We start from the raw sequence: 12,559 nt of genomic DNA, 5'->3' as shown, positions 1-12,559 counted from the left end.
GTGATGTCGCGCACTTCCCGACGCACTGTCGACAAAGATGCAGGGGGGCTGACGCGACGGTTCCGCCCGCCGTCGGACCGCGCGGGCCTACCGTGGGTCCATGGAGACGCTGACCGCTGCACAGATCGCCGGGCAGGCCGGGCTCGAGGACTGGCGGGTCGTCCGCGGGGCGCTGCGCACCTCCTTCGCCACGCCCGACATGAGCGCGGGCGCGGAGCTCGTCCGCAGGGTCGTCGAGGCCGCGAACGAGGCGAACCACCACCCCGACCTCGGGGTCCGCTACAGCCGGGTGCTGGTCGACCTCGTCACCCACGACGCGGGCGGACTGACCCTCAAGGACGTCGAGATGGCCCGCACGATCTCCGACATCGCAGCCGGACTCGGCCTCCGTGCCGAGCCCGAGGTGCGTCAGGTCCTCGAGGTCTGCGTCGACGCCCTCGACATCGACGCCGTCCGGCCGTTCTGGGAGGCGGTCACCGGTTTCGACGTCGACGAGGCCGGGAACCTGGTCGACACCACCACCGGCTCGGGGTCGCTGTGGTTCCAGCAGATGGACGCGCCGCGCCCGCAGCGCAACCGGCTGCACGTCGACATCGACGTGCCGCTCGAGGTGGTCGAGGGTCGGCTCGCCGCGGCGCTCGACGCCGGTGGCGTGCTGGTGAGCGCGAGCAGCGCCCCGGCCTTCTGGGTGCTCGCCGACCCGGAGGGCAACGAGGCGTGCCTGTCGACCTCGGCGGGACGCGACTAGCGTCCGCTATCCGGGACGGTGATCCACGATGCGAGACGCGCAGGTCGGGAAGTTGGCGCGAGCGCGCGGCAGGTCTACAGTGACGATCGTGCACAGCACCCTGATCGTCGTCGTACTTACCGAGCGCGCCAGCGCGACGGTCTGACCGACGTCCCCTCGCTGAGCGCGCGCCCCTCGATCGCCCACCCCGGGCCGAGGGGTTTTCCATGTCCGACAACGTCTCGAGCACCGCTCGGGCCCAGGAGGAGGAGCGATGACGACCCCGGTCCCGCACCCGGCGCCGCCGCGGCCCACGCCGCCGGCGCAGACGCGGCCCGTCGCCGCGACCAGAGAGCCGGCCACGGCCGGCGAGCCCATGTCGGGCGCGGCGTCGGTCGTACGCGCCCTCGAGGCGGTCGGCACCGACGTCATCTTCGGCATCCCCGGCGGCGCGATCCTCCCGGTCTACGACCCGCTCTTCGACTCCTCGATGCGGCACATCCTCGTGCGGCACGAGCAGGGCGCCGGTCACGCCGCCACCGGCTACGCCGCGGCGTCGGGCCGGGTCGGCGTCTGCATGGCGACGTCGGGCCCGGGTGCCACCAACCTGGTCACGCCGCTGGCCGACGCGCACATGGACTCCGTGCCGGTGGTCGCGATCACCGGCCAGGTCTCGCAGTCGATGATCGGGACCGACGCCTTCCAGGAGGCGGACATCGTCGGCATCACGATGCCGATCACCAAGCACAGCTTCCTCGTCACCGACGCCGACGAGATCCCCGCGCGCATCGCCGAGGCGTTCCACATCGCCTCCACCGGTCGCCCGGGGCCCGTGCTCGTGGACATCGCCAAGAGCGCCATGCAGGCCGAGACCCGGTTCACGTGGCCTGCCGAGCCCGACATCCCCGGCTACCGGCCGATCACCAAGCCGCACGTCAAGCAGGTGCGGGAGGCGGCCCGGCTGCTGGCGACGTCGCGCAAGCCCGTCCTGCTCGTCGGCGGCGGCGCGATCCGCGCCAACGCCGCAGCCGAGCTGCGCGCGCTGGTCGACCTGTCCGGCTCGCCGGTCGTCACGACCCTGATGGCACGCGGTGCGCTGCCCGACAGCCACCCGCAGCACCTGGGCATGCCCGGCATGCACGGCAGCGTGGCCGCGGTCGCGGCCCTCCAGAAGGCCGACCTCATCGTGGCGCTCGGTGCGCGGTTCGACGACCGCGTGACCGGACGGCTGGACTCGTTCGCGCCGAACGCGACGATCGTGCACGCCGACATCGACCCCGCCGAGATCGGCAAGAACCGCCTCGCCGACGTGCCGATCGTGGGCGACCTGCGCGAGGTGCTGCGCGACCTGGCCGGCGAGCTCAAGCGTGAGCACACCCAGCACGGGACGCCGGACCTGCAGGGCTGGTGGACGCAGCTGGACGACCTGCGCGAGCGCTACCCGCTCGGCTGGACGCCCACCGCCGACGGCCTGCTGGCCCCGCAGCACGTGATCTCGCGGCTCGGCGAGCTGGCCGGCCCGGACGCGATCTACGCGGCCGGGGTGGGGCAGCACCAGATGTGGGCGGCGCAGTTCATCCGCTACGAGCGGCCGCGCACCTGGCTGAACTCGGGCGGCCTCGGCACGATGGGGTACGCGATCCCGGCGGCGATGGGCGCCAAGGTCGCCGAGCCCGACCGCGAGGTCTGGGCGATCGACGGCGACGGCTGCTTCCAGATGACCAACCAGGAGCTCGCGACCTGCGCGCTCGAGGGCATCCCGATCAAGACCGCCCTCATCAACAACTCCTCGCTGGGCATGGTGCGCCAGTGGCAGACGCTGTTCTACGGCGAGCGCTACTCCAACACCGACCTCAACACCGGTCACCAGACCGCGCGGATCCCGGACTTCGTCAGGCTGGCGGAGGCCTACGGCTGCGTGGGGCTGCGGTGCGAGTCCGCGAAGGACGTCGACGCGACGATCAAGAAGGCGCAGGAGATCGACGACCGCCCGGTCGTCATCGACTTCGTCGTGAGCCGGGACGCGATGGTGTGGCCGATGGTCGCCGCCGGTGTGTCCAACGACGAGATCAAGTACGCCCGGGACATCACCCCGGACTTCGAGCGGGACGAGTGAGCATGAGCCGACACACACTCTCGGTGCTGGTCGAGAACAAGCCGGGTGTCCTCACCCGGGTCGCCGCGCTGTTCGCGCGCCGCGCGTTCAACATCCACTCGCTCGCCGTCGGCCCGACCGAGCACCCGGAGATCTCCCGGATCACCGTGGTGGTCGACGTCGACACCAACCCGCTCGAGCAGGTGACGAAGCAGCTCAACAAGCTGGTCAACGTCATCAAGATCGTCGAGCTGACGCCGTCCGCCTCGGTGCAGCGCGAGCTGCTGCTGGTCAAGGTCAAGGCCGACGACGCCTCCCGCACCGCGGTGCTGCAGGTCGTCGAGCTGTTCCGCGCGCACGTCGTCGACGTGTCGCCGGAGGCCGTGACGATCGAGGCGACCGGCGGCGAGGACAAGCTGCAGGCCCTGCTCACCGCGCTGCAGCCCTACGGGATCCGCGAGATCGTGCAGTCCGGTGCCGTCGCCATCGCGCGCGGCAGCCGCTCCATGACCGACCGGGCCCTGGAGCGGATCTCCCGCTCCGCCTGACCCCAGACCGCACCACCGCAAGCAACCGCAAGCACGAAGGAGATTGATCCGTGGCCGAGCTGTTCTACGACGACGACGCCGACCTGTCCCTCATCGCAGCCAAGAAGGTGGCGGTGATCGGGTACGGCAGCCAGGGTCACGCGCACGCGCTGAACCTGCGCGACTCGGGCGTCGACGTCCGCGTCGGGCTGCGTGAGGGCAGCTCCTCGCGCGAGAAGGCCGAGAACGAGGGGCTGCGGGTCCTCAGCGTGGCCGACGCGACCAAGGAGGCCGACGTCGTCGTGATCCTCGCGCCCGACCAGGTGCAGCGCCTGGTCTACGCCGAGGAGATCGAGCCGAACCTGGCCGAGAACGCCACGCTGGTGTTCGGCCACGGCTTCAACATCCGGTTCGGCTACATCAAGCCCAAGGCCGGCAACGACGTCATCATGGTCGCCCCCAAGGGTCCGGGCCACCTCGTGCGCCGCGAGTACGTCGACGGTCGCGGGGTGCCGGTGATCGTCGCCGTCGAGCAGGACGTCTCGGGTGGCGCGTGGCCGCTCGCGCTCTCCTACGCGAAGGCGATCGGCGGTCTGCGCGCCGCGGGCATCAAGACGACCTTCACCGAGGAGACCGAGACCGACCTGTTCGGCGAGCAGGCCGTGCTGTGCGGCGGCGCGTCGCAGCTGGTGCAGTACGGCTTCGAGGTGCTGACCGAGGCGGGCTACCAGCCCGAGGTCGCGTACTTCGAGGTGCTGCACGAGCTCAAGCTGATCGTCGACCTCATGTACGAGGGCGGCATCGCCAAGCAGCGCTGGAGCGTCTCCGACACCGCCGAGTACGGCGACTACGTCTCCGGCCCGCGCGTCATCGACCCGCACGTCAAGGAGAACATGAAGGCCGTCCTCGCCGACGTGCAGAACGGCTCGTTCGCCAAGCGGTTCATCGACGACCAGGACGCCGGCGCGCCGGAGTTCAAGGAGCTGCGCGCCAAGGGCGAGGCGCACCCGATCGAGGCGACCGGCCGCGAGCTGCGCAAGCTGTTCGCGTGGGTGAAGCCCACCGACGCCGACTACCGGGAGGGTTCCGCCGCCCGCTGACGGAGGTGGGAGCACGACGGGCCCGGGTGCGATGCACCCGGGCCCTCGTCGTGCGCCCGCCGGAGGAGGCGGGCGGCGAGATCCCTTCCCACGGGCGTCGTGCGCCGAGTTCGCACCCTCCCGCCCGATTCGCACCGCGCACGGTGCGACCTCGGCCGGACGGTGCGAGCTCGCGGCTGCGAGCAGGTCGTGCGGGGCGTCAGGTCCGCAGGATCGGGATCTGGAAGGGGTAGCTGTAGATCTCGCCGTTCCACGCTCGCAGAGCCCCGATGATCGAGAGCACGACCTGGGCGATCGCGGGCACGACCCACAGCAGGATCGCGATCGGGATGCCGATGAGCGTGATGAAGAAGACCCACGCCAGCATCCAGGCGATCCAGATCGTGATGTGGAAGTTGAAGGAGCTGGCCGCGGCGTTGCGCACGAGCGCGTTGCGGTCCTTGTAGATGAACCAGATGACCAGCGGGCCGACGAAGCTGAGCCAGCCGGCGCTGACGATCGCGGCGATGACGGGGGAGAGGTGCGCCACCACGGCGAGCGCGCGGTCGTCGCCGCCCGCGCTCGGGTCGACGCGTCGCTGCCCGCTCGGCTCCTGGGGGGTCCCCCACTCGGGCTGGGATTCGTTCGGTGGGTACGTCACGTGGGCGTCCTCTGTCGTGCGTGGTGCCCGGCGGCTGCCGGATGCCGCCAGTCTCGCGGTCGTGGGCACGCGTTGTCGAGCGGGCTGGCCGGGGGCGGGCAGCCCCCGGTGAGAACTCCCCACCGAGGTCACCCGGTCGCCGTCGAGCAGCGATGATGTGGCCGTGACGCACAGCTCCGAGACGATCGACGACGGCGAGGACCAGCCCGGTGCGCTGCGCAGGTGGCGCCCCGAGGCACGCACGGTGGCGGCCGGGCTGCGCACCGCCACGACCGCGCTGGCGGTGCCGGCCACGCTCGTGGCGGCGGGAGCGGCGGTCGCGTTCCTCGTGGTCGCGGTGCTGGCGGCCACGGCGCTCGCCGGCGGGAGCACCGTCGTGCGGTGGCTCGTGCTGGCGGTGGCCGTCGTCGGCCTGGTCGCCACGGTGCTGCTCGCGCTGCGCGTGCGCAGCACGTGGCGAGCGAGCCGCGACGCCGACGCGCTCGCCGACGAGCTGCTCGGCCTCGTCGACCTCCAGGCGGTGACGACGGCGGCGCTCGCCGACCTGTCGGAGGTCACCGCCCGGGAGGGCGGGCTGCGCGCCGCCTCCCGCGCCCGCGCGCTGTGGCGGCTGCTGCGGCGTCTCGACGTCACCGAGCACGTGGGCTCGTTCGAGCGCGCCCGCTGGTTCGTGCCGCCGGAGGTCGGCACCACCTGGCTGCTGGCCCAGGTCGTCACGTGGGGCGGTCTCGTCGGCTGGGTGCTGGTCCCGGCCGTGGCCGGCGCGAGGCTCGCCGGCTGGTTCTGACGCCTGACCTCACACCCGTGCCGCCGCCCGCGTCTGCGGGGCATGAGCACACGTTGGTCCGGAGTCTCCCGTCCTCACCTGAGCGTCGTCCTGCGCGACGGCGTCGACGACCTCGGCAACGCCGTCGACCCGTTCGTCGATGCCGAGGGCGGGTGGTGGCTGCGGTGCTGCCTCGCCCACTCGCGCCCGGGCGACACCCTCGCGATCATCGGCTTCTCGGCCTTCCCGTGGCACGGCCCGTTCCGTGAGAGCGGGCCGGTCGTCGTGCACGCCGACCTCGACGGCTGCCCGGGGCACGACGGCGGGTTCCCGGTAGGGCTGGCGGGCCGACCCCGCGTGCTGCGCGCCTACGGCGACGACGCCGGGCGCACGCGCACCCAGGTCTACGACCTCAACCGGGTCGTCGGTGCCGAGGAGGACCTGGCGGCGCACGTCGAGCGCGTGCTCGCCGACCCTCGGGTGCGCCGGGTGCACCTGCACCACCCGGTGGCGGGGTGTTTCACGGCGGCGGCGGAGCGCGTCTGAGCCCGACCGGCCGCGAGGCCGGTGGTGCGCCTCCGTCCCGCTCCTCATCCGCCCGCGCCCGAGCCGTCGCTGCGCGATGATGTCCCTGCCCGGCACCGCACCGACGCGGACAGGGCGCGAGGAGGTCGGCCGTGCCGCTCACCACCGACTGGCTCACGCCGCTGCGCGAGGAGCGCGTCGATCTCGTCGGTCGCGCGCTCGACGAGCTGCTCGCGCAGCGCGGCCTCGACCGGCCGACCCGGCTCGTGCTGCGCGAGCTGATCGAAGGCGTCTGGTGGAGCTCGCGGACCGACGGCGGGACCGAGACCTCCGCCGCCGTCGTGGAGCGGGCAGTCGGGGTGGCGGCGGGGACGGACGCGGCTGCACCGCTCGCGCTCTACGTGCGTCTCGTGTGCGAGGCCGCCTGGGACCTGACGTGGGACCACGGCCCTCTGCTCCACCTGCTGGCGGTGGCGGAGCGGACGTGGTCGAGGACCGTCACCGCCCTCGGGGACGAGGAGCGCCTCGCGGTGGGTGTGATGCTCGCCCTGCGGGGCGAGCTCGGTCTCGAGTCGGCGTGCAGCACCGGTGACCTCGAGGTGGTCGTGGCGCACGCACGCGGCCTCGCCGACGTCCTGTCCGGGCTCGCCGTCGACGCCGCCGCGCTCGAGGAGTCGGAGGTGGCGGCACACCTCGCGAGCCTGATCGAGGCCCGACGTCGCTACGCCGCCGCGGTCGAGCTCGCGGCGTCCGTCGGGCTGGCGACGGGACGCACCGGGGTCCTGGCCGCCGAGCACGACGGCGTCCTGGCGGAGCTCCTCGCGACCGAGAGGTTCTTCGTCACCGAGGTCGACGACCACGCGTCCGCCAGCGAGATCCGTGCCCACCGGGCAGCTGCGCAGGAGCTGCTGGCGTCGACCGACCGGGAGTGGCTGCGGGTCGACGAGGGGGCGATCGTCTGCGTGTTCCCGTTCGGGTTGCGCCACGCCGAGCAGACCGCGATCGTCCAGGCGGTCAAGGCGCACGCCGCCGGGTGGAGCCTCGGCGGCCGCACGCTCGACAACCGACCCACCAGCCTGCTTCTCGTCGACGACTGCTGGCGCGGCGACGACCCGCTGCAGCGACGCTACGACGGGACGCAGCTCGACCTGCCCGAGCTGCAGCTGCCCGATCTCGGAGAGCAGGCGACGGCGGCGCGCGTGACGCTCCTGATCTCGCAGCTCGGCAACCACTGCCTGCGCGTCGAGATCCCGCTCGCCTCCGCACTGCCGCACGACGTCGCGGCCCGCGTCTGGTCGGCCGCACCCGAGCACGGGCACCTGGGCGAGCTCGGTCGCCCGCTGCGCTACGTCGACGGGGGCGGGCCGCCCGACGGGTGGCCGCGGCTGACGGCCTTCGCCAAGGACGTGCTCGAGGACCTCGCGGCGCGCCTCGCGACGACCGAGGTGGGGCGGGTCGAGCTCAGCTGGCGTCCCGGCATGTTCCACGTGGTCACGACGGTCCGGCGGGCCTCGGCGCTGCCGGGTGGCAGGCCCGAGCTCGCCCGACCGGTCGAGAACGCCCGCGAGCTCCCCGGCCTGTTCGGTGCACAACCGCTGTGCCACCCGCTGCCGGCCGGTCTGGGCTCGGTCGCTCCGTGGGCGCGCTACCACGCCCCGAGCGGGACGCTGCTGCACTGCGAGGGCCTCACGGACGACGTCGTGCTGGTCACCGAGAACCACACGCTGCTGGCCTCGTTCGCCTCGGCGGACTACATGGTCGCGACCGTCGCCCAGGCGGTGGAGTTCGTCGTCAGCCTCGAGGGCATGTTCGCCGCCTGGCAGGACGAGCTGAGCGACTTCTACCTCGGGCTGCGCCCGCACCTGCAACGGCTCGACGCGGCGGACGACGACCCGGACCTCGAGGCGCTCCAGGGCATCCTGTCCGACCTCCAGCAGCGACAGCTGCGCCTGCGGCAGTTCCTGACGTCGGCGCGCGTCAACCTGCTCTTCATCGCTGCTCCGGCGCTCGTGACGTCGCCGGTGATGCGACGCACGGTCACCGACCTGCTCGCGCTCAGCGCCGTCTGGCAGCAGCGCGCGGAGTTCACCGACAACGCGGGACAGGCCCTCACCGACCGCGTGACCGACCTCATCGAGAGCTGGTCGCGGCGCAAGGAGGAGCGGTTGGAGAAGCGCAACCGCCTGCTCGTCAACACGCTGCTCGCGGTGCTGGCGGGGATCGGGATCTCCGGCGTGCTCGCGATGGTGCAGGACGGGTTCGCCGTCACCGGGTGGGGGTCGGCCTCGCTGGTCGCGCTGGTGCTGGTGGTCGCGGCCGCGGTCGGCGTCGTCAGCTACCGCAGCGAGGTCGGGCGTCGCGAGCGGCGGCGGTCGGGACGTGGGGCAGAGGGCGGCGGGTCCGGGTGACCGCCGGGTTGCGTCAGGTCGTGGACGACGCCGAGCTGCGGCGGATCTACGACGGTCTCCTCGTCCCGAGCTTCCCGGCCTCGGAGCTCGTCGGCCTCTCCTGGTTGCTGGACGGCGTGGCGCGCGGGCGCGCGCACGTCGTCTCCGCGGTCGCCGACGGCAGACCGGTGGGCGCGGCGGTGACCGAGGAGCTGGTCCCCGGTGCCCGGCTGCTCAGCTACCTGGCGGTGGCCCCCGACCAGCGGGGGACCGGCGTGGGGTCACGGCTGCTCGACAGCGTCCTCGAGGAGGCGCGTGGCGACGGCACGCGGTTGCTGCTGGCCGAGGTCGAGCGGCCGGACCGGCACGCCGGGTCGGCGCAGCACGGCGACCCGGCGGCGCGGGTGCGGTTCTACGCGCGCCGCGGCGCGCGGGTGCTCGACCTCCCGTACGTGCAGGCCCCGATCCGCGCGGGCGCCGAGCCGGTCCCGGGGATGCTGCTGCTCGTCCTGCACGCCGAGCCGGGCGTGCTGCGCGAGGGTGGCGCGGCGGTCGACGGCCCGCTGGTCGCGGCCGCGGTCGAGGAGCTGGTCGGGACCGAGCTGGACGACCCGTGGCTGACGGACCTGCGGCGTGCCGCCCGGCGGCGCGTGGTCGCGGCACCGCCCGCGTCCGACTGGCGCACGGTCGCCGCGTCGGTCGAGCGCTGGTGACCGCCGGTCGTCGTGGCGGGCACCTCCTGCCGTGCCTCGACAGCGCCACTGGTTCGATAGTCGACAGCCACTAGAAACATAGTTATCATGGCGGCATGCGAGGAGAAGCGGTCGTCGTCGGAGCAGGGATCGGTGGGCTCGCCGTGGGGCGGGCGCTGCGCCAGGACGGGTGGCGAGTGCGCCTCCTGGAGCGTGAGCCGGGGCTGCCGAGGACCGGCACGGCGCTCGGCATGTGGCCGGAGGCGATGGCAGCCCTGGCGCGGCTGGGTGTCGCGGACCTCGTGCGCGAGCGCGGTGTGCGCCAGCACGGGGCGACGTTCCTGCGGCCCGACGGCACCCCGTTCGGCCGCGTGGTGCCCGACGAGCCTGCGCACCTCGTGTCGCGGCCCGCCCTCCACGAGCTGCTCTACCGCGACGCGCTGGAGGACGTCGTCGAGTGGGGGAGCCGTGTGGACGACCTCGCCGACCTGCCGCAGGCGGACCTGGTCGTCGGGGCCGACGGCCTGCGCAGCCGTGTGCGCGAGCGCGTCACCGGAGGTCCGAACGTCCCGCGGCCGCTCGGCACGGTCGCCTTCCGCGGCGTCGTGCCCGGCGGTGTCGACGCCGTCACCGAGACCTGGGGCCGCGGGCGGCTGTTCGGGATCACGCCGCAGGATGCGCGCACCACCAACTGGTTCGCGTGCGTGCGCGAGGACCTGCTCGCCGAGCGCGCGGGAGCCACCTCCGATGTCGAGACCTTGCACGACCTGTTCGGCGACTGGCACGACGGCGTCGCCGAGGTCGTGCGCGCGGTCGCGCGGGAGGGCGGCGTCGACCGTCGCACGCTCTACGACGCCGCGCCGCTGAGCTCGATGGTGCGCGGCAACGCCGCCGTCATCGGCGACGCGGCGCACGCGATGGCTCCCAACGCCGGTCGCGGTGCCTGCGAGGCCCTGATCGACGCGGTCGCGCTCGCGGACGCGCTCCGCCACGCGCGGTCCGTCCCGGAAGGGCTGCGCGCCTTCGACCGCGCCCGTCTCGCGGCCGGTCGCCGCACCGCCCGGCTGTCGCGCGCCCTCAACAGGCTCTCGACCGGACGGCGTCTCGACGGCGCCCGGCGGCGCGTCATGGGTGCGCTGGCCCGCGCCGCCTGAGACGGTACGAGCCGACGGGTCGACCAGTGGGAGGTGCGCCATGGCACGCGCCGGTGGGAACCGGGAGCGCGCGCTGCGCGCCGCGCTCGAGATCGCGGGGGAGCAGGGGATCCGTGCGCTCACGCACGGGCGCGTGGACGCCGTTGCCGGCCTCCCCGCGGGCTCGACCTCCAACCACTTCCGCACGCGGTCCGCGCTGCTGCACGCGACCGTCGACCAGCTCGCGCAGGAGGAGCGCCGTGCCTTCGCGCCCGCCGGCGCGCCGGCGACCTCGGAGGAGCTGGTCGAGGCGCTGGCCGGCGTCGTCGCGGCTGCCTCGGGGCCGCACCGCGGGCTCGCCGCGGCCCGGTACGCGTTCTTCGCCGAGGGTGTGCACGACCCGCACGTGCGCGCGACGCTCGCCCGGGCGCGCGAGGGCATCGAGATGTGGACGGCCCAGACCCTGGAGGGCATCGGCGTGCCCCGGCCGTTCGCGGCCGCGCGCCGCGTCCTCACCTACCTCGACGGCGCGATCCTGCACCGGCTGGTCTTCGGCGACACGGGCGACCTGCGCGACGACCTGGGCGCGCTCGTCCGCTCGTGCGCCGAGTGAGGCGGTCGGGAGCGGGTCGAGGCCGGCCGCGCAGGCCGACGGTGAGGACGGGCTCGGGCGTGCGGGACCTTCTGCACGCCGTCGTCGGGGCGTGTCGCAGGGGCGCGACCGCGGTCCCGGTCGACCTCTCGGCCTAGTCAAGATGTGAGACACGAATCCCACGCACTGGGATGCGTCGTAGGGTGGCGCGCATGGCACGGACGATCAGGCTCGCAGTGATCCCGGGTGACGGTATCGGCACCGAGGTCGTGGCCGAGGGCCTCAAGGTCCTCGACGCCGCCCTCGCCGGGAGCGACGTCACGGTCGAGCAGACGCGCTTCGACCTGGGCGCCGCACGGTGGCACCGCACGGGGGAGACCCTCACCGACGCCGATCTCGAGGCGATCAAAGAGCACGACGCGATCCTGCTGGGCGCCGTCGGCGACCCGAGCGTGCCGTCCGGCGTGCTGGAGCGCGGGCTGCTCCTCAAGCTGCGGTTCGCCCTGGACCACTACGTCAACCTGCGGCCGTCGAAGCTCTACCCGGGCGTGCCGAGCCCGCTCGCGAACCCGGGCGACGTCGACTTCGTCGTCGTGCGCGAGGGCACCGAGGGCCCCTACGTGGGCAACGGTGGCGCGCTGCGCGTCGGCACCCCGCACGAGATCGCCACCGAGGTCAGCGTCAACACCGCGCACGGCGTCGAGCGGGTCGTCCGCGACGCGTTCGCGCGCGCGCAGGCACGACCCCGCAAGAAGCTCACGCTCGTGCACAAGCACAACGTCCTCGTGCACGCCGGCCACCTCTGGCGCCGCACGGTCGAGGCCGTCGCGGCCGAGTACCCCGACGTCGAGGTCGGCTACCAGCACGTCGACGCCGCGACGATCTACCTGACGACGAACCCCTCGCAGTACGACGTCATCGTCACCGACAACCTGTTCGGCGACATCCTCACCGACCTCGCCGCCGCGATCACCGGCGGCATCGGGCTCGCCGCGTCCGGCAACGTCAACCCCACCGGTGAGCACCCCTCGATGTTCGAGCCGGTCCACGGCTCCGCGCCCGACATCGCCGGCCAGGGCAAGGCCGACCCCACGGCGGCGATCCTGTCGGTCTCGCTGCTGCTGGACCACCTCGGCCTGGCCGAGGAGGCCGCCCGGGTGAGCGACGCCGTCGAGAAGGACATCGCCGACCGCGCCGACCGGCGCGCGGCCGCCTCGCGCACGACCACCGAGATCGGCGACGAGATCGCGGCACGAGTAGCGGGCTGAGCGGGTCTCGCGGCCGCCCCGAGGGCGGCCCGGGCTCGCTCGCACCCGTTCCCGCCTCGCGCGGGAACGGGCACCATGTCCTCGTCAGCGACATTACGGTGGAGCCC

At 73.5% G+C, this 12,559-nt stretch carries 12 protein-coding genes; 11 read left to right on the top strand and 1 reads right to left on the bottom strand.

The window, feature by feature from the left end:
• Positions 1–100: 100 nt before the first annotated feature.
• The 4 genes from GPA02_RS03995 to ilvC all read left to right on the top strand — a co-directional run bounded on the left by GPA02_RS03995 (position 101) and on the right by ilvC (position 4,449).
• Complete coding sequence (locus tag GPA02_RS03995) at positions 101–748, top strand: 4a-hydroxytetrahydrobiopterin dehydratase (RefSeq protein ID WP_156198553.1); 648 nt, start codon at positions 101–103, stop codon at positions 746–748.
• Positions 749–1,001: 253 nt separating this feature from the next.
• Complete coding sequence (locus GPA02_RS03990) at positions 1,002–2,843, top strand: acetolactate synthase large subunit (protein ID WP_156198552.1); 1,842 nt, start codon at positions 1,002–1,004, stop codon at positions 2,841–2,843.
• Positions 2,844–2,845: 2 nt separating this feature from the next.
• Entirely contained in the window at positions 2,846–3,370 is a 525-nt protein-coding gene (gene ilvN, locus GPA02_RS03985; RefSeq protein WP_156198551.1) for an acetolactate synthase small subunit, read from the top strand.
• 50 nt (positions 3,371–3,420) lie between these two features.
• On the top strand, positions 3,421–4,449 hold the full coding sequence (gene ilvC / locus GPA02_RS03980; protein ID WP_156198550.1) for a ketol-acid reductoisomerase: 1,029 nt from the start codon (positions 3,421–3,423) through the stop codon (positions 4,447–4,449).
• A 199-nt stretch (positions 4,450–4,648) separates the two neighbouring features.
• Here ilvC and GPA02_RS19090 read toward each other — a convergent pair whose 3' ends face one another.
• The gene (locus GPA02_RS19090; RefSeq protein ID WP_156198549.1) at positions 4,649–5,089 is read right to left on the bottom strand and encodes a DUF4870 domain-containing protein; all 441 of its coding nucleotides are present in this window, start codon (positions 5,087–5,089) and stop codon (positions 4,649–4,651) included.
• 163 nt (positions 5,090–5,252) lie between these two features.
• Here GPA02_RS19090 and GPA02_RS19085 point away from each other — a divergent pair, with 163 nt between their 5' ends.
• From GPA02_RS19085 to GPA02_RS03945, 7 genes are all read left to right on the top strand, one after another.
• Entirely contained in the window at positions 5,253–5,876 is a 624-nt protein-coding gene (locus tag GPA02_RS19085; RefSeq protein WP_156198548.1) for a hypothetical protein, read from the top strand.
• A gap of 42 nt (positions 5,877–5,918) precedes the next feature.
• Positions 5,919–6,401, top strand: a complete 483-nt coding sequence (locus tag GPA02_RS03965) for a DUF1203 domain-containing protein (protein ID WP_156198547.1) — start codon at positions 5,919–5,921, stop codon at positions 6,399–6,401.
• A 131-nt stretch (positions 6,402–6,532) separates the two neighbouring features.
• A complete protein-coding gene (locus GPA02_RS18795) occupies positions 6,533–8,788 on the top strand; it encodes a hypothetical protein (protein WP_162457697.1) in 2,256 nt (751 codons plus the stop codon).
• A gap of 20 nt (positions 8,789–8,808) precedes the next feature.
• Positions 8,809–9,480 (top strand): GNAT family N-acetyltransferase, encoded by a 672-nt coding sequence (locus GPA02_RS03960; RefSeq protein WP_162457696.1) that lies wholly within the window; start codon positions 8,809–8,811, stop codon positions 9,478–9,480.
• Positions 9,481–9,575: 95 nt separating this feature from the next.
• A complete protein-coding gene (locus GPA02_RS03955; RefSeq protein ID WP_156198545.1) occupies positions 9,576–10,613 on the top strand; it encodes an FAD-dependent monooxygenase in 1,038 nt (345 codons plus the stop codon).
• 40 nt (positions 10,614–10,653) lie between these two features.
• Positions 10,654–11,205, top strand: coding sequence for a TetR/AcrR family transcriptional regulator (locus tag GPA02_RS03950; RefSeq protein ID WP_156198544.1), 552 nt, complete (start codon positions 10,654–10,656; stop codon positions 11,203–11,205).
• A gap of 191 nt (positions 11,206–11,396) precedes the next feature.
• A complete protein-coding gene (locus tag GPA02_RS03945; RefSeq protein ID WP_156198543.1) occupies positions 11,397–12,452 on the top strand; it encodes a 3-isopropylmalate dehydrogenase in 1,056 nt (351 codons plus the stop codon).
• The last annotated feature ends 107 nt before the right edge of the window (positions 12,453–12,559 follow it).

It is taken from the genome of Actinotalea caeni, assembly GCF_009733795.1.
GTDB classification, from domain to species: domain Bacteria; phylum Actinomycetota; class Actinomycetes; order Actinomycetales; family Beutenbergiaceae; genus Pseudactinotalea; species Pseudactinotalea caeni.
This window is presented reverse-complemented; position numbering and strand designations above follow the sequence as displayed.